The sequence below is a fragment of the Pseudomonas sp. YQ_5 genome (assembly GCF_043103305.1).
Taxonomy (GTDB): domain Bacteria; phylum Pseudomonadota; class Gammaproteobacteria; order Pseudomonadales; family Pseudomonadaceae; genus Aquipseudomonas; species Aquipseudomonas putida_Y.
The window spans coordinates 1-24319 of sequence record NZ_JBICJS010000034.1; the positions used below are offsets into that span (position 1 = coordinate 1).

Here is a 24319-nt window from a genome sequence, read left to right on the forward strand (position 1 = left end):
CCCGCGCGGCGCATCGCGAGCGAAGCTCGCTCCTACATTTGTTGCAACGTGCCGAGCCTGTTACGCCATGGTTGCCAGCCTTTGTGCATGGCTTGAGCCTTACAAACAAGGCTGACAACCATGGCCTCACAGGCCTGGCCACGTTGCAACAAATGTAGGAGCGAGCTTCGCTCGCGATGCGCCGCGCGGGCGGCGCTCGATTTGCGCCCCACCACCAACCTCAAGACCTACACCCCGAACCCACCCGAAATGTCAGCCTTTTTCAGCCGGCGCCGAACTCAACTCAAACGGGCTGCTGCTGCGTCGCTGATTACGGTCTTCCCGCGGCGTGGCGCCAAAGAAGTTACGGTAGGCACTGGAAAAATGCGGCCCCGAGGAGAAGCCACAGGACAGCCCGATCTGAATGATCGACTTGCTGGTCTGCATCAGCATCTGCCGCGCCTTGTTCAACCGCAACTCCAGATAGTACTGGCTGGGAACGCGGTTCAGATACTGCTTGAAGATACGCTCCAACTGCCGACGCGATACGCACACATGCTGGGCAATTTCGTCGGTGGTCAGCGGCTCTTCGATGTTGGCTTCCATCAGCAACACAGCCTGAGTCAGCTTGGGATGACTCGAACCCAGGCGGTTCTGCAGCGGGATACGCTGGCGCTCGCCACCCTCGCGGATGCGCTCCACCACCAGCTCTTCCGACACTGCCCCAGCCAGCTCAGCCCCGTGATCGCGCGCCAGCACCGCCAGCAGCAGGTCGGTCACGGCCATACCGCCGCAGGCAGTCAGACGGTCGCGATCCCAGTCGAACAGGTGGCTGGTGGCGATGACCTTGGGGAAGCGCTCGGCAAAGTCATCCTGCCAGCGCCAGTGCACGGCTGCCCGGTAACCATCGAGCAGGCCCAGCATTGCCAGCGGATATACCCCCGCCGACAGGCCACCGATCAGGCAGCCACTGCGCGCCAGCTGCTTGAGCGCCGTTGAGAAGGCAGCCCCCATTGCCGCTGGCGGCTCGTCGGCCAGCAGAAATAGCTTGTGGCAACCCTCCAGGCGGCCGAGCCACGGCTCGCCCGGCAGACGCCAGGCGCCTTCCTGCGCAGGCTCGGCCTGCAGGAAGACCAACTCGTAGACCACATCCGGATGCACCCGCTGCGCCACCAGCAACACTTCCTCGGCCAATGCCAGGGTCAAGGGCCTGGTGCTGGGCCAGATGAGAAAACCGATTCGCTGGGTGGTCATAGGGTACGGTCCGAAACCTGAGGTCGTTCGAGTCTGTGCGCCGGGTCAGGCTGCGCTCGCCGCGCAGCATGCCCTATTCTGGTGCAAAAATGCAGCTTTTACTTCAGGCTGCCGGAGAGGAACTGCTTCAGGCGCTCCGACTGCGGGTTGGCCAGCACTTCACGCGGGCAGCCGGTTTCTTCCACCAGGCCTTTGTGCAGGAATACCAACTGGTTGGACACCTCGCGGGCAAAGCCCATTTCGTGGGTCACCACCACCATGGTCCGCCCCTCCTGGGCCAGCGCCTGCATCACCTTGAGCACATCACCCACCAGCTCAGGGTCGAGCGCCGAGGTTGGCTCGTCGAACAGCATGACCTCCGGCTCCATGGCCAGCGCGCGGGCAATTGCCACACGTTGTTGCTCACCACCCGACATATGCCCGGGGAAGGCATCCTTGCGGTGGGCGACGCCGACTTTGGCCAGGTAGTGCTCGGCCTTTTCCAGGGCTTCCTTCTTGTTCACGCCCAGCACGTGCACCGGCGCTTCGATGATGTTCTCAAGCGCTGTCATGTGCGACCACAGGTTGAAGTGCTGGAACACCATCGACAGGCGCGAGCGCATCCGCTGCAATTGACGCGGGTCGGCAGCCTTCAACGCGCCATCCTTGCCGGCGACCAGTTTCAGCTCTTCGTTGTTGAGCAGGATCTTGCCGGCGTGCGGCTGCTCCAGCAGGTTGATGCAGCGCAGGAAGGTCGACTTGCCCGAACCGCTGGAGCCGATGATGCTGATGACGTCGCCGGCCTTGGCCGCCAGCGACACACCCTTGAGCACTTCGTGGCTGCCGTAGCGCTTGTGCAGGTCTTGGACTTCGAGTTTGTACATGCTGTCGATTCTCACAAAGCGGTCAGTGCTTGCGCGGCGCCAGGTAGCCGAGCCAGCGGCGTTCGGCCATCTTGAACAGGCGCACCAGGATGAAGGTCAGGCACAGGTAGAACACGCCCGCCGTGATGTAGGCCTCGAAAGGCAGGTAATACTGGGCATTGACCGTGCGCGCAGCACCGGTGATGTCGATCAGGGTAACGATCGACGCCAGGCTGGTGGTCTGCAGCATCATGATCACTTCATTGCTGTATTGCGGCAGCGCCCGACGCAGTGCCGAGGGCAGCAGGATGCGGCGGTACATTTTCATGCGCGACATGCCCATGGCCTTGGCGGCCTCGATCTCGCCATGCGGCGTGGCCTTGAGGCTGCCGGCAATGATTTCGGCGGTATAGGCACTGGTATTGATGCCGAATGCCAGGCAGGCGCAGAAGGTGGCACTGGACAGCAGCGGCCAGAAGATACTCTCGCGCACCGCCTCGAACTGGGCCAGGCCGTAGTAGATCAGGAACAACTGCACCAGCATCGGCGTGCCACGGATGACGTAGGTGTACAGCCATGCAGCAAGGTTGACCACCGGCTGCCTGGATACCCGCATCAGGCCCAGCGGAATGGCTGCCAACAGGCCGAAGAAAAGCGAAATTGCCAGCAGCTTCAGGGTGGTCAGCAGGCCGCCGAAGTACATCGGCAGCGCTTCCCAGACGACGTTGTAGTCGAAGATCATAGTTCAGCCACCTTGACGCCCACCGAGTAGCGGCGCTCCAGATACTTCAGGGCCAGCAGCGAGACACTGGTCAGCACCAGGTACAGCGCCGCCACTGCCAGGAAGAAGGTGAAGGGTTCGCGGGTGGCGTCAGCCGCCTGCTTGGCCTTGAACATCATGTCCTGCAAGCCGACGACCGAGATCAGCGCAGTAGCCTTGGTCAGCACCAGCCAGTTGTTGGTGAAGCCCGGAATGGCCAGGCGAATCATTTGCGGCACCTGGATGCGGAAGAACACTTGGCGGGGGCTCATGCCATACGCCACACCCGCCTCGGCCTGGCCTTTGGGAATGCCCAGGAAGGCCCCGCGGAAGGTCTCCGAGAGGTAGGCGCCAAAAATGAAGCCCAGGGTACCGATACCCGCAACCAGCGGGTTCAGGTCGATGTAGTCTTCGTAACCGACCAGCGGCGCCACCCGGTTGATGATGTCCTGCCCGCCATAGAAGATCAGCAGGATCAGGACCAGGTCCGGAATACCACGGATCACCGTGGAATACAGATCGCCCAGCCAGGCCAGCCAGCGCACTGGCGACAAACGCAGCGCCACACCGATCAGGCCGAGTACGATGGCCAGGGCCATCGACGACAGGGCGAGCTGTAGCGTCAGCCACGCCCCGTCGAGGATGACTGCCCCGTAGCCTTTCAACATGATGAGGTCCTCGACCTAGAGAATGAAAAATGGTGCAAACCCCAGAGCCTCTGCTGTTTGCACCATTGCACAGGTGAAACCCGACGTCTTACTTCGAGTCTGGACCGTAGATGTCGAAATTGAAGTACTTGCTCTCGATTTCTTTGTACTTGCCGTTGGCACGGATGGCGTCGATAGCCGCGTTGATGCGGTCGACATTGGCCTTGTCACCCTTGCGCACGGCGATACCGATACCGTCACCGAAGTACTTGGCGTCGGTAAAGGCCGGACCTACGAACGCAAAGCCCTTGCCGGCATCAGTCTTGAGGAAGCCGTCTTCCAGCAGGGTGGCGTCAGCCACGGTGCCGTCGAGACGACCCGCTGCAACGTCCAGGTAGATTTCGTTCTGGGTACCGTAAGGCACCACGGTGGCACCTTTGGCGCCCAGCACTTCCTTGGCGAAGCGGTCGTGAATGGAGCCGCGCTGCACGCCGATCTTCTTGCCTTTCAGCTCGTCCAGGCTGTCGCTGACAGTGGTGCCGTCCTTCATGACCAGGCGCGCCGGAGTCAGGTAGTAGCGCTTGGTGAAGTCGACCGACTTCTTGCGGTCATCGGTGATCGACATGGACGACAGAATGGCGTCGATCTTGCGCACCTTCAGCGCCGGGATCAGGCCATCGAATTCCTGCTCGACCCAGGTGCACTTGGTTTTCATCTCTTCGCACAGGGCGTTGCCGATATCGTAGTCAAAGCCGGCAATGCTGCCGTCAGGTTGCTTGAAGGCGAAGGGTGGGTAAGCAGCTTCGATACCGATTTTCAGCGGTTTTTCATCAGCCTGCGACACCAGGGAAAACACAGACAGCGCCAGGGCGCCAAGCAGTGCGAGCTTCTTCATCAGGTAACTCCATCGGTACGGGGCAATACAAGGCAGGTAACGGCTGCCCGATATGCGAATGAGTACAACGCGAGCCGCGCAGGGTTCGACCAAGGCCGCATACCACGAGCGAGTGAGTGGCATTTTAACGACAGCCCGGTAGTCGATATTTCTTCAAAGCGACAACTACTTATAGAAGCGCCTGAAACCGCCGCGGGCGATGTTGACAGCCAGTGCAGAATATGCAATGGCGCAAGAAATAGAACCTATAGACCTAGCAATTCCTGGGCCTATTATTGGCAAAGCCTTGTACGACGGCAAGTGTAGCGTGCCGCGATGCACAAAATGCCGACCCCGACGCACCGAAACGGGCCGGAATTGTTTCCTCGCGCCCCGAACCTGTGCGGGGCCGGTGACAGAACAGTTACCGATGATTGTCGGGTAACAATGCAAAAGCGGGCTTGCCCGCGAATGCGTGAGGTCAGGGTACAGCTTAGCCTGAACTGACGCATTCGCGGGCAAGCCCGCTCCTACAGGGGGTATTGCCGGGGAGGGGTTAGGCCGAAGCCAGGCTCATCGCCTTGTGTGTGTCGATCAGGTGCTGCACCACACTCGGATCGGCCAAGGTCGAGATATCGCCCAGCGCGTCGTATTCACCGGTGGCAATCTTGCGCAGGATGCGGCGCATGATCTTACCCGAGCGGGTCTTCGGCAGCCCCGGCGCCCACTGGATCACATCCGGCGAAGCAATCGGCCCAATCTCCTTGCGCACCCAGTTCTTCAGCTCCAGGCGCAATTGCTCACTGGCCTCGATGCCGGCATTGAGGGTGACATACACATAAATGCCCTGCCCTTTGATGTCATGCGGCACGCCAACCACTGCAGCCTCGGCAACCTTCGAGTGCGCGACCATGGCGCTTTCGATCTCGGCAGTCCCCATGCGGTGGCCGGACACGTTGAGCACGTCATCCACGCGGCCGGTGATCCAGTAGTAGCCATCCTCGTCACGGCGCGCACCGTCGCCGGTGAAGTACATGCCGCGGAAGGTCTTGAAGTAGGTGTCGACGAAGCGATCGTGGTCGCCGTACAGCGAACGCGACTGACCCGGCCAGGAATCGAGGATTACCAGGTTGCCTTCGGCAGCACCGTCGATCAGGTTGCCCAGGTTATCGACCAGTGCCGGCACCACCCCGAAGAACGGACGGGTCGCCGAACCCGGCTTGAGGGCAGTGGCGCCAGGCAGCGGACTGATCAGGATGCCGCCGGTCTCAGTCTGCCACCAGGTGTCGACGATCGGGCAACGCTCCTTGCCGACGGTCTTGTAGTACCAGTTCCAGGCCTCAGGATTGATCGGCTCACCCACCGACCCCAGCAGGCGCAGGCTGGAACCGTCGGCGCCCTCAACAGCTGCCTGCCCTTCAGCCATCATGGCGCGAATGGCAGTTGGCGCTGTGTAGAGGATGTTGACCTTATGCTTGTCGACGATCTTCGATACGCGGGTAATGTCCGGGTAGTTCGGCACGCCCTCGAACAGCAAGGTGGTGGCGCCGTTGGCCAGCGGGCCGTAGACGATATAGCTGTGGCCGGTGACCCAACCGACGTCGGCGGTGCACCAGTACACCTCGCCCGGACGGTAATCGAATACGCGTTCATGGGTCAGCGCGGCGTAAACCAGGTAACCGCCTGTGGTGTGCAGCACGCCCTTCGGCTTGCCGGTGGAGCCGGAGGTATAAAGGATGAACAGCGCCTCTTCAGCACCCATTTCTTTGGGTGCGCAGTGGCTGGAAGCCACTTTCATCAGGTCTTCGTACCAGATGTCGCGATGCTGGTGCCAGGCAATGTCGCCACCGGTGCGCTTGCACACGATGATTTTCTGCACGCTGCTGGTTTCAGGGTTGGTCAGCGCCAGGTCGACGTTGGCCTTGAGCGGGGTACGACGACCACCACGCACGCCTTCATCGGCAGTGATCACCACCTTGGACTCGCAGTCGATGATGCGACCAGCCAGCGCCTCGGGCGAGAAGCCACCAAACACCACCGAGTGAATCGCACCAATACGGGCACAGGCCAGCATGGCGACCACAGCCTCGGGAATCATCGGCATATAGATGGTGACCACGTCACCACGGTGCACATCCTGGCCACGCAGGGCATTGGCGAACTTGCAGACCTGCTCGTGCAACTCGCGGTAGGTGATGTTGCGGTGCTCGGAAGGGTCGTCACCTTCCCAGATGATGGCTAACTGGTCACCGCGCTCTTCAAGGTGGCGGTCCAGGCAGTTGGAGGAAACGTTCAGAGTGCCGTCGGCGAACCATTTGATATCGACATGGTGGTCGTCGAAGGAGGTCTGCTTGACCTTGGTGAACGGCTTGATCCAGTCGATACGCTGGGCCTGCTCGCGCCAGAAGCCGTCCGGGTTGATCACCGATTGCTGGTACATGGCCTTGTAGGTGGCCTCGTCGGTCAGGGTAGTGGCCGCAACCTCGGGACGAACGGGATACAGTGGAGCCGCACTCATCTGTGTTACCTCGGTGTAATAGTTGTTTTTGTATGGAACCGTTTGTAACTGTACCAGAGCGACAAAAGCCATTCGACGTTGGTAGTAATTTGGTACTCCCGTTCCGGCAAAGCGCTCTGGCGCGGGCATTACAGCCCCTTCGGAGAAAAACGAGGGGCTTTGGCACAGGATTGTTACAGATTCTGTCAAAACACTTTATCAAAACACCCACTGTTTCAGCGTTGGCCACCGCCATAAAATTCATCTCGCCAGCAACGGCAAGGCGATTAACAACTGGTAACAGCCCCCACGAAGGCAAGCGTTAATCTCCCTCTAATCCCGATAGTTAAAACTCGCTGTACTCGCGGCGCCATAAGCGCCGCGTGCCCCCTCACGACCTTAGACAGGTAAATAGAAAATGAAAGCTTTACTGGTATTGGTACTTGGCAGTCTTTGCGGCGCGGCGATGGCCGGTGAAGCAAAAGATGCCGAGCAGATTCCGGTTGAACAGTACAGTTACTCGCAGCACCTGGACATCGCCCGCGTCATCTCCATGAGCGAAGTGCCCAATGTGTGCGAAGTCGTGCCAGCCCGCATGACCTATGAAGACTCCAAGGGCCAGAGACACATTCTCGAATACCGTGTGATGGGGAACGGCTGCTCTAACGGCTGACACCTTGTGAATTGGGGGCCCTGTGGGCCCCTTCGCGGGTGAACCCGCGAAGCATTCACCACCCGATTAACAGGCTATTAACTTACAGCCATTTAATCAGTCGACTTGCCCAAGGAATAATCCCTTAACTTGTTGGCAATCGTCGTGTGCGAAACACCCAGTCTTTTTCCCAAAGCCCGACTACTGGGAAACTCTCCCATCAAACTTTCCAGCACCGCCTTTTCAAAACGCCCTACAATTTGCGAAAGGTCCCCTTCCAGCGAAAACTCGCCCAACGGTTGCCGCGCGCCATAATCCGGCAAACGAATATGCTCGCTTTTAACCACGCCGCCGTCACACAACGAAACGGCCTGGAACAAGACGTTTTCCAACTGCCTTACATTACCTGGCCAGTGATACTGCCCAAGTTTGTCCATTGCCGCCGGCGCCAGGCGCGGCATGGCGCAACCAATCTGCCGACTGGCCTGATCAAGAAAATGCTGCACCAACCCCTCCAGGCCATCCATGCACTCGCGCAAAGGCGGAATGTGCAGCGACAGTACGTTGAGGCGGTGATACAGGTCCTGGCGAAACTCGCCACGGGCACATAACTCGGACAAATCCACCTGGGTTGCACAAATCACCCGTACATCCAGGTAGACCTCTTCATCGCTACCTACCCGACGGAAGCAGCCGTCCTGCAAAAAGCGCAGCAGCTTTACCTGCAGGCGCGGGCTCATCTCCCCCACACCGTCAAGGAACAGCGTGCCGCCAGCGGTCAACTCCAGCAGCCCCAGCTTGCCTTCGGCGCGTGCCCCTTCAAATGCCCCAGGGCCGTAACCGAACAGCTCGGTCTCGGCCATCGATTCGGGCAGCCCGGCGCAGTTGAGGGCCATCAGCGGCGACTGGCCACGCGGGCTGGCCAGGTGGCAGGCACGCGCCAGCAACTCTTTGCCGGTACCGGTTTCGCCCTCGATCAACAACGGTGCATCCAGCGGCGCCATGCGCCGCGCTTCACGCACCACCGCAGCCATCACACGCGAGCTCTGGAAGATGCTGTCGAAGCCGCGCAGCTCTTGCTTGCGCACATTGTAGATACGCTCGCCGATCCGGTCGGCGCGGTGCAGGGTAAGCACCGCGCCGGCCAGCGCCTCGCTGTCATCGTGCTCGGACTGCAGCGGTGCGATATCGGCCAGGAACACATCACCTTTGACTTTGATGCGCAAGCCATTGATGCGCGACTTGTTGGCCCGAACCAGTTCCGGTAAGTCGAAGTCTTCTACATAGCGCGCCAGCGGCATGCCCGGCACTTCATCAACACGCACGCCAAGCAACTGCGCGGCTGCACGGTTGGCGGCAACGATGCTGCCGCCCATGTCGATCGACAACACCGGGAAGTCCAGCGCCCCCAGCAACGCATTCAGCTCCATGTGCCGGCGTTCGCTGGGCATCAGGCCCACGCGCTTGACGCCGAATACCCCGGCAATCGCCTCGAACTTCGGCCGCAGGGCCTGAAATTGCAGGTTGATCAGGTTCGGGCAATGCAGGTAGATGGCGTTGCCATGGTCACCGCCCACCTCGCCGCGCAGCACGTTGATGCCGTACTCCACCAGCAGGTTGAGGATGTCGCGCAGGATGCCAATGCGGTTCTGGCAATGGACTTTGATACGCATGAGGGCTCTCGAAGCGCCAATGTTTTTCAACACCGCGCAGAAAAGTCGTAAAGATAAGCTGACAAAAACAAGGTTTCCACCAGCCAGATGCCTCGAATTTTCCGACACTTGCTGGGTTTTGTAAAATTATCGTTACGAAAACCCACATCAGCACCCTTCGCGGCCGAAGCCCGCCCCCGTGCAAAACCGCTGGTGAAGGGATATTCCTTTAGGCATGTCCTGCACATAACAAGAAAAGCCCTCACCAGGAGAGCCTCATGAAACAGACGCAATACGTGGCACGCGAGCCCGATGCGCATGGTTTTATCGATTACCCGCAGCAAGAGCATGCGGTGTGGAACACCCTGATCACCCGACAGCTGAAAGTGATCGAAGGCCGTGCGTGCCAGGAATACCTGGACGGCATCGACCAGCTGAAGTTGCCGCATGACCGCATTCCGCAACTGGGCGAGATCAACAAGGTGCTGGGCGCCACCACCGGCTGGCAGGTTGCCCGGGTACCGGCGCTGATCCCCTTCCAGACCTTCTTCGAGCTGCTGGCCAGCAAGCGCTTTCCAGTCGCCACCTTCATCCGCACCCCGGAAGAGCTGGACTACCTGCAAGAGCCGGATATCTTCCACGAGATATTCGGCCACTGCCCGCTGCTGACCAATCCTTGGTTCGCCGAGTTTACCCACACCTACGGCAAGCTCGGCCTGGCCGCGACCAAGGAACAACGTGTGTACCTGGCGCGCTTGTACTGGATGACCATCGAGTTTGGCCTGATGGAAACCGCGCAAGGCCGCAAAATCTATGGTGGTGGCATCCTCTCGTCGCCGAAAGAGACCGTCTACAGTCTGTCCGACGAGCCTGAGCACCAGGCCTTCGACCCGATTGAGGCCATGCGTACGCCCTACCGCATCGACATTCTGCAACCGGTGTATTTCGTGCTGCCGAACATGAAGCGCCTGTTCGACCTGGCCCACGAAGACATCATGGGCATGGTCCACAAAGCCATGCAGCTGGGTCTGCATGCACCGAAGTTTCCACCCAAAGTCGCTGCCTGAGCGACTTTGCCGATAACAACTCGAACCGGAAAACACCTCATGAATGCCTTGAACCAAGCCCATTGCGAAGCCTGCCGCGCCGATGCCCCGAAAGTCACCGACGAAGAGCTGGCCGAGCTGATCCGCGAAATCCCGGACTGGAACATCGAAGTACGTGACGGCCACATGGAGCTGGAGCGCGTGTTTCTGTTCAAGAACTTCAAGCACGCCCTGGCGTTCACCAATGCCGTGGGCGAAATCGCCGAGGCCGAAGGCCACCACCCAGGGCTGCTGACTGAATGGGGCAAGGTCACCGTGACCTGGTGGAGCCACTCGATCAAAGGCCTGCACCGCAACGACTTCATCATGTGCGCACGCACTGACAAGGTGGCGGAAACGGCTGAAGGCCGGAAGTAATCAACCGAAAGGGGCCAGCGGCCCCTTTTTTCATGGGGCATTTGTGCGTTGTTCGCCCGCAAAACCGACAAGCGACCAGGAAAAAAACCAAACTGTCATCCAGACTTGTGTATCCTGCCCCAGCTTTTTGAAGCTCCAAACGCGCCTGGCGCAGACTTTTCACTCACACTTGCGAGGAACGACGAGATGCATGAAATCCCGAATCTTCCCTTCCCAAGCCTGAACCCAGAAGAGCCATCCGTGACCGTTCACGCCGAACCGGCACCTGCCGCCGAGCAGGATGGTGACGATCAATCCAGCGCTGACCAGGAATAACTGCGCATCCCCGGCTGTGTGAAAACGGCTGACCTGCGGGCTACCCCCGTCATCACGTTTTCACACCGTCTAAAATCAACGTCGTAACAACCCACTACCACCTGCCCCGCCCCTACCCCACACAGACTCGCGCCTCCTACCGCAAAGAGGCAGAAATGCGCCAGCCGCTCAAGCGCTCGACGCCCTGCTGCATTCGTCCATGTTCACCCGATGGGCCGGCTTCGTCCTGCCGCGCTTGCGGCTGGATTACTCGCAAGCCGAGTTCAGTGTGACCTGGATGCTCGATTACACCAACTGACTACAGGCTGACAGCTGCGCCCGCAAACACCCTTGCTGTGGTTAAGATGGCGGCACACACCGCCATTCTTACCGCAGCAACGGATCCCCAATGCCAGCACGCAGTCCCACGTCCCTTGCCGTCACTGGGCAAGTCGTCTCCATCGTCCTGTTCACCTTCATCGGCTACCTGAACATCGGCATCCCTCTGGCCGTGTTGCCCGGCTATGTGCACAACGACCTGGGGTTCAGTGCCGTGGTCGCCGGCCTGGTGATCAGCGTGCAGTACCTGGCCACCCTGCTCAGCCGCCCTGGCGCCAGCCGCATCATCGATAACCACGGCAGCAAGAAGGCGGTCATGTATGGCCTGGCCGGCTGCGGGCTCAGCGGGGTATTCATGCTGGCCTGCGCCTTTCTCACCCATCTGCCTTGGCTGAGCCTGGCTTGCCTGCTGATCGGCCGCCTGGTGCTGGGCAGCGCCGAAAGCCTGGTAGGCTCGGGTGCGATCGGCTGGGGCATTGGCCGGGTGGGTGCCGCAAACACGGCCAAGGTCATCTCCTGGAACGGCATCGCCAGCTATGGTGCGTTGGCCATCGGCGCCCCACTGGGTGTGCTGATGGTCAAAGGCCTCGGGCTGTGGAGCATGGGTGTGAGCATCATCCTGCTGTGCGTACTCGGTTTGCTGCTGGCCTGGCCCAAGCAAGCCGCACCCATCGTCAGCGGTATACGCCTGCCGTTCCTGCGGGTGCTGGGCAAGGTATTTCCGCATGGCTCGGGGCTGGCCTTGGGCTCGATCGGCTTTGGCACCATCGCCACCTTCATCACCCTGTACTACGCAAGCCGTGGCTGGGCCAATGCGGCACTGACCCTGAGCCTGTTCGGCGCCAGTTTCATCAGCGCACGACTGCTCTTTGGCAACCTGATCAATCGCATCGGTGGCTTCAGGGTGGCAATCGCCTGCTTGTCGGTGGAAATGCTCGGGCTGTTGATGCTGTGGCTGGCACCCAACGCCGAACTGGCCTTGGCGGGGGCTGCACTGAGCGGGTTTGGTTTCTCGCTGGTGTTTCCGGCGTTGGGCGTGGAGGCAGTGAACCAAGTGTCGGCAGCTAACCGCGGGGCGGCGGTGGGGGCTTATTCGCTGTTCATCGACTTGTCACTGGGGGTGACCGGGCCATTGGTCGGTGCGGTGGCGGCGGGGTTCGGCTTTGCTTCGATGTTTCTGTTCGCGGCGGCTGCGGCAGCGTGCGGGTTGGTGTTGAGCCTCTATCTGTACCGCCAGGCGCGCCGTGACAGGGACCGTACAACAGAAGCCTGAAAGCCGCTGACCGCCTCTTCGCGGGCAACCCCGCCCGCCTGGTTTGCACGATCCCCGTACCGCGAAGGGCTGCAAAGCAGCCCCCAAGGCCCTGAAACTTAGCGCTGAGCGTACTGCAACACCACCTCAAGCGGGTGACGCATCTTCCGCTCGGTCATGCGCTTGACCTGGCTACGGCACGAGTAACCGGTCGCCAGCGGCTCCCCTTCCTTGTCCAGTTTGGTCGCCCAGCTCTGCTCGAATATGACCCGAGAGGTTTCCTGGTTGCGGGCTTCGTGCCCGTAGGTACCGGACATACCGCAGCAACCCGTGGCCTCGGTCACCAGCTTCAGCCCCAGACGGGCGAACACCTGCTCCCACTGCCGGGTGCTGGCCGGCACGTTGGTCTTCTCGGTGCAGTGCGCCATCAGGCGGAAACTGCCCGGTGCGGTCGGCGCCTGCTCGGGCAGCACATCCATCAGCCATTCCTGCGGCAGCAGCACCTGCGGGCAACCCTCCAGGCCTGGCACCTTCTGGTACTCCTGGCGATACACCAGCGTCATCGCCGGGTCCAGCCCCACCAGCGGCACGCCGCAATCGGCCAGGGCCTTGAGCTGCGTGGCGTTGCGGATCGCCGCCTTGGCAAATGCGCCAAGGAAACCCTGTACGTGCAACGGCTTGCCGTTGGCGCTGTACGGTGCCAGGAATACCCGGTGGCCCAGCCGGTGGGCAAGGTCGATGAAGGCCGACAGCAGCGGCGTTTCGAAGTAGCGGGTGAAGGCGTCCTGCACCAGCACGATGCTGCGTTCGCGCTGGGCCGGGGTCAGCTCGCGCAAGGCCGGCACCGTGGCCATGCCAACGCGGCAACGGGTCAGGGTAGCCTGGAAGTTGAAGCGGCTGATCAGCGGGCTGTCGACCATGCCTACCTTGTCGGCCAGCAGTTGGCTCACCCACTTCGAGCCCATCACCGCGTTGTACAGCCCCGGTGCGTGCGCCAGGTAGGGGATGGTGAACTCGAGCGAGCCGATCAGGTAGTCACGCAGCGGGCGCTGGTAGCGGCCGTGGTACAGCTCGAGGAAGCGCGAGCGGAAGTCCGGCACATTGACCTTGATCGGGCACTGCCCGGCGCACGACTTGCACGCCAGACAGCCGGCCATGGCGTCGTACACTTCATGGGAGAAGTCTTCCTGGCCCTGGTTGCGCGCGCGGTTGTTGCGCAGACGCGCCGGCAGGCCCTTGAGCCACGACACCTTGTTGCGCGCCGCAGCCAGCACATCAATGTTCGCCTCGCCCTGCAGGCGCAGCCACTCGCGCATTAGCGAGGCGCGGCCCTTGGGCGAATGCTGGCGTTCGCGGGTAGCCTTCCACGACGGGCACATGGCGTCGTTGGGGTCATAGTTGTAACAGGCGCCATTGCCGTTGCAGTGCACGGCGCTGGGGAAGTCCTGCCAAACGCGCTCGTCAATGGTACGGTCAAGGTCGCCGCGCAGGGTCACACCATCGACCGGGGTCAGGCCCTCGGCGCTGCCCGGCGGTGTGCAGATCTTGCCCGGGTTGAGCTGGTTGTGCGGGTCAAAGGCGCCCTTCAGGCGCTGCAAGGCCGGATACAGCTCGCCGAAGTACTCGGGCACGTATTCCGAGCGCAGGCCTTTGCCGTGCTCACCCCACAACAGGCCGCCATAACGCTTGGTCAGCGCGGCAACGGCGTCGGAAATCGGCTTGACCAGCGCAGCCTGCGCCGGGTCCTTCATGTCCAGTGCCGGGCGCACATGCAGCACGCCGGCATCGACGTGGCCAAACATGCCATAGGCCAGGCCGTAGCCATCGAGCAGTGCGCGGAAATCGGCGATGTAGTCGGCCAATTGCTCTGGCGGTACCGCGGTGTCTTCCACGAACGGCTGCGGGCGCACTTCGCCTTCGACGTTACCCAGCAGGCCCACCGAGCGCTTGCGCATGGTATAGACACGGGTGACTGCCTCGGCGCCTTCGGCCAAGGTGTGGCCCAGGCGCTCGACGCTGGTGTCGCTTTGCAGGTGCTGGATGAACGCCTGCACCTTGGCGTTGACCTCGGCCGGTTCGTCGCCGCAGAACTCCACCAGGTTGATGCCCAGCGTGGGGCGCTCGGGGTCCGCCGGGAAGTACTCGGCAACGCTGTGCCAGACGATGTCTTTCATCGCCAGCATCAGCACCTTGGAGTCGACCGTCTCGATCGACAGCGGCTTGTGCGCCATCAGCGCATTGGCATCGCGCAGCGCATCCATGAAGCTGGTGTAGCGTACGTTGACCAGCACCGCATACTTGGGAATCGGCAGCACGTTGAGCTTGGCTTCGACCACGTAGCCCAGCGAGCCCTCGGCGCCGCACAGCACGCTGTTGAGGTTGAAGCGGCCCTGCTCGTCGCGCAGGTGCGCCAGGTCGTAGCCGGTCAGGCAACGGTTGAGCTTGGGGAAGGTGGTTTCAATCAGTTCGGCCTGGGTTTCCTGAATTTCCCGGGCCATGCGGTACACCTCGCCGACCCGGCCCGGCGCGGCGCAGGCCTGCTCCAGCGCGGCATCGTCGATCGGCAGGCTGTGCAGGCGTTCGCCACCGAGCAGCACGCTGTGCAGCTCCAGCACGTGGTCGCGGGTTTTACCGTAGGTGCAGCTGCCCTGGCCACTGGCATCCGTGTTGATCATGCCGCCGACCGTGGCACGGTTGGAGGTGGACAGCTCAGGGGCGAAGAACAGCCCGTGCGGCTTGAGCGCAGCATTGAGCTGGTCCTTGACCGTACCGGCCTGTACCCGCACCCAGCGCTCTTCCACGTTGATTTCGAGAATGTTGTTCATGTGCCGCGACAGGTCGACGACGATACCGTCGGTCAGCGACTGGCCGTTGGTGCCGGTGCCACCACCGCGCGGGGTCAGCTTGACCTGCTGGAAGCGCGGCTCGCCCATCAGCGTGGCGACCCGTGCCACATCGTCGGCATCCAGCGGGAATACCGCCGCCTGCGGCAAACGCTGGTAAATCGAGTTGTCGGTGGCCAGTACCGTGCGGGTTGCGTAGTCGGCACTGATCTGACCACGGAAGCCGCTGTTGCGCAGGGCTTCGAGGAATTCGGGGTAATTGGCGCTCGGTGCAACGGTGGACAGCTGGGCGATCATCGAAGGATGGCCTCTTGATATTGGCTAGATCACGGGATACCTGTCGCTCCAGCATGGGTTCAACCATGCAGGGATGACGTATAGGCCAATGTTCCTGTAGTTTCACGTCAGGGGCAAACGGATAATCCTGCCGCTATCAATGACTTTTATGAATGAATTACCGCCACCTGACTCCATCCATGTCACTGCTGCTGGCTTTCGAGGCCGCCGCCCGGCATGAAAGCTACACCCGCGCCGCCGCCGAACTGTCGCTGACCCAAAGCGCGGTCAGCCGCCAGGTACAGGCCCTGGAGCAGCAGTTGGGCCTGACACTGTTCCGTCGCGAGGGGCGCCAGGTGCAACTGACCGATGTCGGCCGCCTGTACCAGCGCGAGCTCAGCGAGGCACTGGGGCGCATCCGCAGCGCTACCTTGCAGGCACTGGCCTATCAATCGGGGGTGGGCACCTTACGCCTGGCTACCCTGCCAACATTCGGCTCGAAATGGCTGTTGCCGAGGCTGCATGCGTTCTACAGCGCTCACCCGGGCATGCTGGTGCACATTCATTCACGCATTGAAACCATCAACTTCGACACCAGCGAAATCGATGCCGCCATCGGTGTGGCCAGCCACGACCTGCCGGGGCTTGTCTGCCATCGCCTGCATGCCGAAGAACTGGTAGTGATCTTGCCGCCAGAGGCCGGCGCCGACAGCCAGGGCTGGAGCCCGGCCAGGATCAGCGAAGAGGTGCTGCTGAATGTGGCCAACAACCCGCATGCGTGGGGCGAGTGGTTTTCCCATCATGGCTTGCCGCATCGTGCGATGCGGCTGGGGCCCAGCTTCGAGCTGACCTCGCACCTGATCCAGGCGGTACGTGCCGGGATCGGGATCGGGCTGGTGCCGCGCATATTGGTGGAGGAGGAACTGGCCAAGGGGGAGCTGTACAGCCCGGGTGTGGCGTTTGCCAGCCAGCGCAGTTATTACCTGATCTACCCGCCAAGGAATGAGGCGCTGCCGTCATTGCGGGCATTCAGAGGCTGGTTGCTGGAGCAGATCTGATTTTTGGCGGGATCACCTGACTTGAGGGCAACGCTGTACCTGTAGGAGCGGGTTCACCCGCGAAAGGGCCCACACAGATAACAAAAAACCCGAAGCCAGTCACCTGACTCCGGGTTTTCACATACCGCCTATGGCGCCTTACTTGGCCACAGTCTCAACAGCACCGCCCGCATCAACCCGGCGACGCGACTTGACCATGTACACCACGAACATCGCAAGCAGCCACACCGGGATCGCATACACCGACACCTGGATGCCCGGGATCATCAGCATGATGCCGAGAATCAGCACCACGAAGGCCAGCACCACATAGTTGCCGTACGGGTACCACAGCGCCTTGAACAGCGGCTTCTGGCCGGTACGGTCAAGGTGCTGACGGAACTTCAGGTGCGAGTAGCTGATCATCGCCCAGTTGATGACCAGGGTGGCCACGACCAGCGACATCAGCAGTTCCAGCGCGTTTTGCGGCATCAGGTAGTTCAGCAGCACGGCAACGAAGGTCACGGCTGCCGACACCAGGATCGAACGCACTGGCACACCACGCTTGTCGACCTTGGCCAGCGCCGCCGGGGCATCGCCCTGCTCGGCCATACCCAGCAGCATGCGGGCGTTGCAGTAGGTGCCGCTGTTGTACACCGACAGCGCAGCAGTAAGCACCACGAAGTTCAGCAGGTTGGCAGCCACGTCACTGCCCAGCAGCGAGAACACTTGCACGAACGGGCTGCTGCCATAGCTGCCACCCGAGGCGTCGATGCTGGCGACCAGGGTGTCCCACGGGGTCAGCGACAGCAGTACCACCAGGGCACCGACATAGAAGATCAGGATGCGGTAGATGACCTGGTTGATCGCTTTGGGGATCACGGTCTTTGGCTTGTCGGCCTCGGCGGCGGTGAAGCCGAGCATTTCCAGGCCACCAAAGGAAAACATGATGAAAGCCAAGGCCATTACCAGCCCGCTGACACCATTGGGGAAGAAGCCGCCGTGTGACCACAGGTTGGCCACGGTGGCTTCAGGGCCGCCGCTGCCACTGGTCAGCAGGTAGGCACCCAGGCCGATCATGCTGACGATGGCGACCACCTTGATGATGGCGAACCAGAATTCGGCTTCACCGAAGAACTTCACGTTCATCAGGTTGATGGCGTTGATCAGCACGAAGAAGGCTGCCGCCGTGACCCAGGTGGGGATCTCCGGCCACCAGTAGTGGACATACTTGCCGACCGCCGAAAGCTCCGACATACCCACCAGGATATACAGCACCCAGCAGTTCCAGCCCGACAGGAAGCCGGCGAAACCACCCCAGTAGGTGTGGGCGAAATGGCTGAACGAGCCGGCCACCGGCTCTTCGACGATCATTTCACCCAGCTGGCGCATGATCATGAAGGCGATGAAGCCGCAGATGGCGTAGCCAAGGATCATCGACGGGCCGGCGGATTTCATCACGCCTGCCGAGCCGAGGAACAGGCCGGTACCAATCGCACCGCCGAGGGCGATCAACTGGATATGGCGGTTCTTCAGGCCCCGCTTTAGCTCGCCTGAATGCATGTTTTGTCCACTCATGAACGAAGTCACCTGCATTGTTTTTATCTGTGACGGAATCGGACCCACCGCGCTCGTGGCGCAGCGGAATGGGCAAGGTGGTTACCTTGGGTTTCTTGACCTCAGGTGCCGCCGGAGCGGGTCAACCAGGCGTGATCAAGAGTGCGCGGTACGCAAGAGAGTCACAGGTAAAACGCGGCGCACTGTATACCCCTGCAAACGCGCAGGCGTCAACGCGTTGCATCGTTTCCTCGGGGAAAAACGCAGCGTTCCTGTGGTACAGGCCTTCAAAGGCGGAGTGATCGGCGTACATGGCGCCTCCATTTGTTGTTTTGTCAGCCCGGCTCTGTGGGCGGGCTCGTGCACAAGGCAATGGCGGCTATAACACCGTGGGGACGGGGGTTTGGGCAAGGGTGGCTGGCGCCATGACGGCGGCTTTGGCACAGAGGCGCCGGCAAGGTTTGTTTACACGAACGGGCTTGATCTGAAACATGGACTGAAAACGGCCAGGCTCGTACAGATTTCTTTACAGGGCGGATCAAGAACTTGCCAGTCGTCCGAAAGTTCTTTTTGTTCAATATCTTGGGCCGTTTGGCCACATTCCCGCAGGCATAAAAAAACCAGCCCGAAGGCTGGTTCCTTGATCACCACGCTGGCTTATCAGCCACGCGGCTTGCCGCGACCACGGCCTGCCGGCTTGTCACCCTCAGGCTTGCCCGCACGCTTGCGCATCTCGCTCGGGCGCTCAGCCACCGTGCTGCCACGGTTGGTTTTACGCGGGGCTTCTTCACGCGGCTGACGCGCCGGACGTTCGCCAGTCGCGGCACCTTCGTGGGCCGGGCGCAGGTTGCGCACGCGCTCACCACGGCCCAGCGGGCGGGTCGACTTGCGCTGCAGGCGCTCCATCTTGTCCTTGGCCTTGAGCTTCATGGCTGGCAGCGCGACCGGCTGCAGGCCCACTTCGGCGGCGAGGATGTCGATTTCGCCCTGGGTCATTTCGCGCCAGCGGCCCATCGGCAGGTCAGAATTGAGGAACACCGGGCCGAAACGCACACGCTTCAGGCGGCTGACCACCATGCCCTGGGATTCCCACAGGCGACGCACCTCACGGTTACGACCTTCCATCACCACGCAGTGGTACCAGTGGTTGAAGCCTTCGCCACCCGGTGCCTTCTGGATATCGGTGAACTTGGCCGGGCCGTCTTCCAGCATTACGCCGGCTTTCAGGCGCTCGATCATCTCGTCATCGACCTCACCACGCACACGTACCGCGTACTCACGGTCCATCTCGTAGGACGGGTGCATCAGGCGGTTGGCCAACTCACCGTCAGTGGTGAACAGCAACAAGCCAGTGGTGTTGATGTCGAGACGACCGATGTTGATCCAGCGGCCTTCTTTTGGCCGTGGCAAGCGGTCGAACACGGTCGGGCGCCCTTCCGGGTCGTCACGGGTGCAGATTTCGCCGTCGGGTTTGTTGTACATGATCACCCGGCGGGTGGCCTCGGCGGCCTCCTCGCGCTTGATCAGCTTGCCGTCCACGGCGATGGCGTCGTGCAGGTCGACGCGCTGGCCAAGGGTAGCCTCGACGCCGTTGACCTTGATGCGACCCTGGCTGATCCAGGCCTCGACATCACGCCGCGAGCCCACGCCAATGCGCGCCAGCACTTTCTGCAGCTTTTCGCCGGATGGCGGGGTGATTTCGGTTTCTTTCAGGTCTTGCTCACTCATCTGGGCACCTCCCGGTGTAGGAATGAAAACAGGGTTCTGGCGACGAACGCGCCAAAAGGCCGCGCATCATACGCGGTTCATCAGGGGAACGCACTGGAGGGTAGAGGGTTTTGTGGGGCTGGGCATGATTTTCTGCCCAATGGGCTTTGTGCTGGCCACTTCGCGGGCACGCCCGCCCCTACAGGTACGCGCAACCTTCGGGACCTGTGATACCCCTGTGGGAGCGGGCGTGCCCGCGAAGAGGCCAGCACAGGCAACAGATCAATCAGGGCTGCACCTTGATCTCCTCCTCCACCGGAGGCTCAGGCTCTTCTCCCCGCAAATCATCAAAATCGGTTTTCAAGCCGTCTTCCATGGCATCCAGCTCCACCAACAGACTACGGAAGCTGGTCTCCTCTCTCGGCTCACCAACCTCCTCCTCCCCAAGGCTGGCATCCGCCAACGCCTGAAGGTGCGCAGGCACCGGCGCATCATCCGGGTCGAGTTGCGGCTCTGGTTCCATTTCGCGCAGCTCGGCCAAGGCCGGCAGGTCCTCAAGGCTCTTGAGGTTGAAATGATCGAGAAACGCCTTGGTGGTGGCGAACATCGCCGGCCGCCCGGGCACTTCGCGGTAGCCGACCACGCGAATCCACTCGCGCTCCATCATGGTCTTGATGATATTGCTGTTCACCGCAACGCCCCGCACATCCTCGATTTCACCACGGGTGATCGGCTGGCGGTAGGCAATCAGGGCCAGTGTCTCAAGCAGCGCTCGCGAATAGCGCTGCGGGCGCTCCTCCCACAGGCGCCCGACCCAAGGGGCATAATCCTCGCGAATCTGCAGGCGATAGCCGCTGGCCACCTCCTTGAGCTCGAAGGCACGGCCATCGCACGACTTGCCCAGCACCTCCAGGGCCTGCCTGAACACCTTTGGCTCAGGGCGCTCGGCCTCCTCGAACAGCTCGTACAGGCGCTCCAGGGATTGCGGCTTGCCCGAAGCGAGCAAGAAGGCTTCGATCAGCGACGCCAGGTCGCGGGGTTCATTCAGGTTCATCGGGTTCTTCAACTGGCGCCGGGCGAAGCCGCACGTGAATGGCGGCGAAAGGTTCATTCTGCACAAGTTCGATCAGCGATTCCTTCACCAGTTCGAGAATGGCCATGAAGGTCACCACCACCCCGAGCTTGCCCTCCTCGGCAGCAAACAGCGCGATGAACGGCACAAAGGCACCGCCCTTGAGGCGCTCCAGCACCTGGCTCATGCGCTCGCGGGTGGACAAGGTCTCACGGGTGATCTGATGGCTTTCGAACAGGTCGTTGCGGCGCATCACCTCGGCCATGGACACCAGCAGCTCTTCCAGGCTGACCTGAGGCAACAGCTTGCGTACCTTGGCCTGCGGCGCTTCCAGGCGCGGCACCACCACCTCGCGTCCGACCCGTGGCAATTCGTCGATGCCCTCGGCGGCGGCCTTGAAACGCTCGTACTCCTGCAGGCGGCGGATCAGCTCGGCGCGTGGGTCACCCTCCTCCTCCTCGACGTCGGCGGAGCGCGGCAGCAGCATGCGCGACTTGATCTCGGCCAGCATGGCAGCCATCACCAGGTATTCGGCGGCCAGCTCAAGGCGCACGCTTTTCATCAGTTCTACATAGCCCATGTACTGCCGGGTGATTTCGGCAACAGGGATGTCGAGGATGTCGATGTTCTGTTTGCGGATCAGGTACAGCAACAGGTCCAGCGGGCCTTCGAAAGCTTCGAGGATGACTTCAAGGGCGTCCGGCGGAATGTACAGGTCCAGCGGCAGCTCGGTCAGGGCTTCGCCATAGACCAGCGCCAGCTGCAGTTGCCGAGGCTCCTCGGCCCGTTCGGCCGGCGCCTCAAGCGCTTCCAGCTGGCTCACGCGTTGACCAGAAATGGCGTGGGGTCGCCACAACCTTCGCGGATCAGTTCCGGTTCCTCACCGGAGAGGTCGATGATGGTCGACGCCTTGAGGTCGCCGAACCCGCCATCGATCACCAGGTCGACATGGTGCTCCAGCCGTTCACGAATCTCGTAAGGGTCGGTCATCGGCTCGCTGTCGCCCGGCAGGATCAGGCTTACGCTCATCAGTGGCTCGCCCAACTCGGCCAGCAATGCAAGGGTGATGGCGTGGTCCGGCACACGCAGCCCGATGGTGCGACGCTTATCGTGCAACAGCAGGCGCGGCACTTCACGCGTGCCGTTGAGGATGAAGGTGTAAGGCCCCGGCACATGCGCCTTCAGCAAGCGGAAGGTGCCGGTGTCGACCTTGGCATACAACCCCAGTTGCGACATGTCGCAGCACATCAGGGTGAAGTTGTGCGACTTGTCCAGCCCGCGCAGGCGCCGTACCCGCTCGATTGCCGACTTGTCGCCGATCTGGCAACCCAGCGCATAGGCCGAATCCGTCGGATACACCACCACGCCACCCTTGCGGATGATCTCGACGGCCTGTTTTATCAGGCGCGCTTGTGGGTTCTCCGGATGAATCTGGAAAAATTGGCTCACGTAGTCTTCCTGTTCATAGCGCCAAAGGCTGTTCATGGCTGAATCGACGCCACAAAGGTGGCAGATCCTCGGGCAAAGGCCGATAGGCACCGATCTCGCCCCAGGTGCCGGGGCCGTGGAAGTCACTGCCAGCGCTTGCCAGCAGGCCGAACTCACGGGCAAGGATGGACATGGTGCCCACTTGCTCGGCAGGCATCATCCCGTTGACCACTTCAAGCGCCTGCCCTCCTGCCTGAATATAGTCGGCAATCAGCCGCCTGCGCTTGCTGCGTGTCAGGTCGTAGTGCATGGGATGCGCCAGGCTCACCCAGGCGTTGGACTGCCTCAGCGTGGCAACGGTTTCGTCGAGCGTCGGCCAGTGCTGCTTGACGTCGCCCAGCTTGCCGGCGCCCAGCCACTTGCGAAACGCTTCGCCACGGTCCTTGACGTGCCCGGCACGCACCAGATACTCGGCAAAATGCGGTCGCGCCGGGGCGTTGCCGCTGTCACCCAGTTCGTGTTGCACGGCGCGCGCGCCTTCAAGCGTGCCGGGCATGCCCTTGGCCGCCAGCCGTTTGTCGATTTCTTCGGCGCGCAGCCAGCGGCCGTTGTGCAACGCTTGAATCGCCGCCAGCAAGGGCGGTGCGTCGAGCGGGAAGTCATAGCCCAGCACATGGATGGTCGCGCCGCCCCACGTGCAAGACAGCTCCACCCCGCTGACCCAGCGCATCCCCAGGTCAGCGCAGGCCTGGCGCGCTTCGGCCAGGCCTTCGAGGGTGTCATGGTCGGTCAGTGCCAGCGCTTGCACCCCGTGCTCATGAGCCCGGGCAACCAGTACCGAAGGCGACAGGGCGCCGTCGGAGGCCGTGCTGTGACAGTGCAGATCAACATTCATAGAGGAGCGCTTTCGCTGGAATCGATGTTTGTTATTATGCCGTCACATCCCGATTCTGGCTGCCATTGTGAAACAATTCATCGATTTCATCCCGCTGCTGCTGTTCTTCATCGTCTACAAGCTCGACCCGCGCCCCATGGAAGTCGCCGGCCATCACTTCGATTTTGGCGGCATCTACAGCGCCACAGCCATGCTGATCGTCAGCTCGCTGGTCGTGTACGGTGCTCTGTTCCTGCGCCAGCGCAAGCTGGAAAAAGGCCAGTGGCTGACGTTGATCGCCTGCCTGGTGTTCGGTGGCCTGACCCTGACCTTCCACAGCGAAACCTTCCTCAAGTGGAAGGCCCCCGTCGTGAACTGGCTGTTCGCCCTGGGTTTTGCCGGCAGCCACTTCATCGGCGACCGGGTGTTGATCAAGCGCATCATGGGCCACGCCCTGACCCTGCCTGATGCCATCTGGGCGCGCCTGAACCTGGCCTGGATCGCTTTCTTCCTGTTCTGCGGCGCGGCCAACCTGTTCGTCGCCTTCACCTTCCAGGACTTCTGGGTGGACTTCAAGGTGTTCGGCAGCCTGGGCATGACCGTGATCTTCCTGGTGGCACAAGGCGTGTACCTGTCGCGCCACCTGCACGATGACCCTTCTACCTCCAAACCCAAGGATTGACATGCTCTACGCCATTATCGCCAGCGACGTCGCAAACTCCCTGGAAAAGCGCCTGGCTGCCCGCCCGGCGCACATCGACCGCCTGCAGCAGCTCAAGGCCGAAGGCCGCGTGGTGCTGGCCGGCCCGCACCCGGCAATCGACAGCAACGACCCGGGCGAAGCGGGTTTCAGCGGTAGCCTGATCGTTGCCGAATTCGAGTCGCTGGCGGCGGCGCAGACCTGGGCCGATGCCGACCCGTACATCGCTGCCGGCGTATACGACAAGGTTGTGGTCAAGCCGTTCAAGCAAGTACTGCCCTGACCTGAGACGGCACGGCCCTCTTCGCGGGTAAACACGC

The 24319-nt window shown here is 61.6% G+C and carries 22 protein-coding genes; 8 read left to right on the forward strand and 14 right to left on the reverse strand.

Annotated elements, in window-relative coordinates; translation table 11 throughout:
- Positions 1 to 252: 252 nt before the first annotated feature.
- From argR to acs, 6 genes are all read right to left on the reverse strand, one after another.
- A complete protein-coding gene (gene argR, locus ACF8EA_RS06105; protein ID WP_021783461.1) occupies positions 253 to 1233 on the reverse strand; it encodes a transcriptional regulator ArgR in 981 nt (326 codons plus the stop codon).
- A 98-nt stretch (positions 1234 to 1331) separates the two neighbouring features.
- Positions 1332 to 2096, reverse strand: a complete 765-nt coding sequence (locus ACF8EA_RS06110; protein WP_016711851.1) for an ABC transporter ATP-binding protein — start codon at positions 2094 to 2096, stop codon at positions 1332 to 1334.
- A gap of 22 nt (positions 2097 to 2118) precedes the next feature.
- The gene (locus ACF8EA_RS06115; RefSeq protein ID WP_003254520.1) at positions 2119 to 2817 is read right to left on the reverse strand and encodes an ABC transporter permease; all 699 of its coding nucleotides are present in this window, start codon (positions 2815 to 2817) and stop codon (positions 2119 to 2121) included.
- The gene (locus ACF8EA_RS06120) at positions 2814 to 3503 is read right to left on the reverse strand and encodes an ABC transporter permease (protein WP_021783459.1); all 690 of its coding nucleotides are present in this window, start codon (positions 3501 to 3503) and stop codon (positions 2814 to 2816) included. Before ACF8EA_RS06120 ends, ACF8EA_RS06115 begins: the two co-directional genes overlap by 4 nt.
- 88 nt (positions 3504 to 3591) lie before the next feature.
- The gene (locus ACF8EA_RS06125; RefSeq protein WP_012051577.1) at positions 3592 to 4377 is read right to left on the reverse strand and encodes an ABC transporter substrate-binding protein; all 786 of its coding nucleotides are present in this window, start codon (positions 4375 to 4377) and stop codon (positions 3592 to 3594) included.
- A 535-nt stretch (positions 4378 to 4912) separates the two neighbouring features.
- Complete coding sequence (gene acs, locus ACF8EA_RS06130) at positions 4913 to 6874, reverse strand: acetate--CoA ligase (protein ID WP_103469917.1); 1962 nt, start codon at positions 6872 to 6874, stop codon at positions 4913 to 4915.
- A 397-nt stretch (positions 6875 to 7271) separates the two neighbouring features.
- On the opposite strand from acs, the gene ACF8EA_RS06135 reads away from it, so the two are divergent.
- Entirely contained in the window at positions 7272 to 7526 is a 255-nt protein-coding gene (locus ACF8EA_RS06135) for a DUF2790 domain-containing protein (RefSeq protein WP_021783457.1), read from the forward strand.
- A gap of 92 nt (positions 7527 to 7618) precedes the next feature.
- On the opposite strand, the gene ACF8EA_RS06140 is transcribed toward ACF8EA_RS06135, so the two are convergent.
- On the reverse strand, positions 7619 to 9178 hold the full coding sequence (locus ACF8EA_RS06140) for a sigma-54-dependent phenylalanine hydroxylase transcriptional regulator PhhR (RefSeq protein WP_021783456.1): 1560 nt from the start codon (positions 9176 to 9178) through the stop codon (positions 7619 to 7621).
- A 257-nt stretch (positions 9179 to 9435) separates the two neighbouring features.
- Here ACF8EA_RS06140 and phhA point away from each other — a divergent pair, with 257 nt between their 5' ends.
- From phhA to ACF8EA_RS06160, 4 genes are all read left to right on the forward strand, one after another.
- Positions 9436 to 10224 carry a phenylalanine 4-monooxygenase gene (gene phhA / locus ACF8EA_RS06145; RefSeq protein ID WP_003254528.1) on the forward strand — a complete coding sequence of 263 codons (789 nt, stop codon included), beginning with the start codon at positions 9436 to 9438 and terminating at the stop codon, positions 10222 to 10224.
- A gap of 39 nt (positions 10225 to 10263) precedes the next feature.
- Complete coding sequence (locus ACF8EA_RS06150; protein WP_003254532.1) at positions 10264 to 10620, forward strand: 4a-hydroxytetrahydrobiopterin dehydratase; 357 nt, start codon at positions 10264 to 10266, stop codon at positions 10618 to 10620.
- 186 nt (positions 10621 to 10806) lie between these two features.
- Positions 10807 to 10935, forward strand: coding sequence for a hypothetical protein (locus tag ACF8EA_RS06155; protein WP_021783454.1), 129 nt, complete (start codon positions 10807 to 10809; stop codon positions 10933 to 10935).
- Positions 10936 to 11323: 388 nt separating this feature from the next.
- Complete coding sequence (locus ACF8EA_RS06160; protein ID WP_275967371.1) at positions 11324 to 12526, forward strand: MFS transporter; 1203 nt, start codon at positions 11324 to 11326, stop codon at positions 12524 to 12526.
- 98 nt (positions 12527 to 12624) lie between these two features.
- Here the strand turns inward: ACF8EA_RS06160 and ACF8EA_RS06165 are convergent, their stop codons facing one another.
- Positions 12625 to 15645 (reverse strand): FAD-binding and (Fe-S)-binding domain-containing protein, encoded by a 3021-nt coding sequence (locus ACF8EA_RS06165; protein ID WP_392521301.1) that lies wholly within the window; start codon positions 15643 to 15645, stop codon positions 12625 to 12627.
- Positions 15646 to 15797: 152 nt separating this feature from the next.
- Here ACF8EA_RS06165 and ACF8EA_RS06170 point away from each other — a divergent pair, with 152 nt between their 5' ends.
- Positions 15798 to 16682, forward strand: coding sequence for a LysR substrate-binding domain-containing protein (locus ACF8EA_RS06170; protein ID WP_021783450.1), 885 nt, complete (start codon positions 15798 to 15800; stop codon positions 16680 to 16682).
- Between the two features lie 138 nt (positions 16683 to 16820).
- Here the strand turns inward: ACF8EA_RS06170 and ACF8EA_RS06175 are convergent, their stop codons facing one another.
- The 6 genes from ACF8EA_RS06175 to ACF8EA_RS06200 form a co-directional block, all read right to left on the reverse strand.
- Complete coding sequence (locus tag ACF8EA_RS06175) at positions 16821 to 18239, reverse strand: amino acid permease (protein ID WP_181005296.1); 1419 nt, start codon at positions 18237 to 18239, stop codon at positions 16821 to 16823.
- Positions 18240 to 18878: 639 nt separating this feature from the next.
- The gene (gene rluB / locus ACF8EA_RS06180; RefSeq protein WP_252461646.1) at positions 18879 to 19946 is read right to left on the reverse strand and encodes a 23S rRNA pseudouridine(2605) synthase RluB; all 1068 of its coding nucleotides are present in this window, start codon (positions 19944 to 19946) and stop codon (positions 18879 to 18881) included.
- 265 nt (positions 19947 to 20211) lie between these two features.
- A complete protein-coding gene (gene scpB / locus ACF8EA_RS06185) occupies positions 20212 to 20979 on the reverse strand; it encodes an SMC-Scp complex subunit ScpB (protein WP_392521302.1) in 768 nt (255 codons plus the stop codon).
- Positions 20966 to 21706 (reverse strand): ScpA family protein, encoded by a 741-nt coding sequence (locus ACF8EA_RS06190; protein WP_162149596.1) that lies wholly within the window; start codon positions 21704 to 21706, stop codon positions 20966 to 20968. The genes scpB and ACF8EA_RS06190 overlap by 14 nt, the downstream gene beginning before the upstream one ends.
- 110 nt (positions 21707 to 21816) lie before the next feature.
- Entirely contained in the window at positions 21817 to 22446 is a 630-nt protein-coding gene (locus ACF8EA_RS06195; RefSeq protein ID WP_033730170.1) for an L-threonylcarbamoyladenylate synthase, read from the reverse strand.
- A gap of 13 nt (positions 22447 to 22459) precedes the next feature.
- Positions 22460 to 23320: a PHP domain-containing protein gene (locus tag ACF8EA_RS06200; protein WP_021783443.1), complete on the reverse strand. Its 861-nt coding sequence runs from the start codon at positions 23318 to 23320 to the stop codon at positions 22460 to 22462.
- 67 nt (positions 23321 to 23387) lie between these two features.
- On the opposite strand from ACF8EA_RS06200, the gene ACF8EA_RS06205 reads away from it, so the two are divergent.
- A complete protein-coding gene (locus ACF8EA_RS06205; RefSeq protein WP_021783442.1) occupies positions 23388 to 23981 on the forward strand; it encodes a septation protein A in 594 nt (197 codons plus the stop codon).
- 1 nt (position 23982) lies between these two features.
- Positions 23983 to 24282, forward strand: coding sequence for a YciI family protein (locus ACF8EA_RS06210; protein WP_021783441.1), 300 nt, complete (start codon positions 23983 to 23985; stop codon positions 24280 to 24282).
- Positions 24283 to 24319: the final 37 nt, after the last annotated feature.

Coding starts and splice junctions, on each gene's coding strand:
- ACF8EA_RS06110 (WP_016711851.1), bottom strand. CDS start 2,096: ATGTACAAACTCGAAGTCCAAGACCTGCACAAGCGCTACGGCAGCCAC.
- ACF8EA_RS06120 (WP_021783459.1), bottom strand. CDS start 3,503: ATGTTGAAAGGCTACGGGGCAGTCATCCTCGACGGGGCGTGGCTGACG.
- phhA (WP_003254528.1), top strand. CDS start 9,436: ATGAAACAGACGCAATACGTGGCACGCGAGCCCGATGCGCATGGTTTT.
- ACF8EA_RS06210 (WP_021783441.1), top strand. CDS start 23,983: ATGCTCTACGCCATTATCGCCAGCGACGTCGCAAACTCCCTGGAAAAG.
- ACF8EA_RS06155 (WP_021783454.1), top strand. CDS start 10,807: ATGCATGAAATCCCGAATCTTCCCTTCCCAAGCCTGAACCCAGAAGAG.
- ACF8EA_RS06150 (WP_003254532.1), top strand. CDS start 10,264: ATGAATGCCTTGAACCAAGCCCATTGCGAAGCCTGCCGCGCCGATGCC.
- ACF8EA_RS06140 (WP_021783456.1), bottom strand. CDS start 9,178: ATGCGTATCAAAGTCCATTGCCAGAACCGCATTGGCATCCTGCGCGAC.
- ACF8EA_RS06125 (WP_012051577.1), bottom strand. CDS start 4,377: ATGAAGAAGCTCGCACTGCTTGGCGCCCTGGCGCTGTCTGTGTTTTCC.
- acs (WP_103469917.1), bottom strand. CDS start 6,874: ATGAGTGCGGCTCCACTGTATCCCGTTCGTCCCGAGGTTGCGGCCACT.
- ACF8EA_RS06115 (WP_003254520.1), bottom strand. CDS start 2,817: ATGATCTTCGACTACAACGTCGTCTGGGAAGCGCTGCCGATGTACTTC.
- rluB (WP_252461646.1), bottom strand. CDS start 19,946: ATGAGTGAGCAAGACCTGAAAGAAACCGAAATCACCCCGCCATCCGGC.
- ACF8EA_RS06160 (WP_275967371.1), top strand. CDS start 11,324: ATGCCAGCACGCAGTCCCACGTCCCTTGCCGTCACTGGGCAAGTCGTC.
- ACF8EA_RS06170 (WP_021783450.1), top strand. CDS start 15,798: ATGAATTACCGCCACCTGACTCCATCCATGTCACTGCTGCTGGCTTTC.
- ACF8EA_RS06175 (WP_181005296.1), bottom strand. CDS start 18,239: ATGAGTGGACAAAACATGCATTCAGGCGAGCTAAAGCGGGGCCTGAAG.
- scpB (WP_392521302.1), bottom strand. CDS start 20,979: ATGAACCTGAATGAACCCCGCGACCTGGCGTCGCTGATCGAAGCCTTC.
- ACF8EA_RS06135 (WP_021783457.1), top strand. CDS start 7,272: ATGAAAGCTTTACTGGTATTGGTACTTGGCAGTCTTTGCGGCGCGGCG.
- ACF8EA_RS06165 (WP_392521301.1), bottom strand. CDS start 15,645: ATGATCGCCCAGCTGTCCACCGTTGCACCGAGCGCCAATTACCCCGAA.
- argR (WP_021783461.1), bottom strand. CDS start 1,233: ATGACCACCCAGCGAATCGGTTTTCTCATCTGGCCCAGCACCAGGCCC.
- ACF8EA_RS06200 (WP_021783443.1), bottom strand. CDS start 23,320: ATGAATGTTGATCTGCACTGTCACAGCACGGCCTCCGACGGCGCCCTG.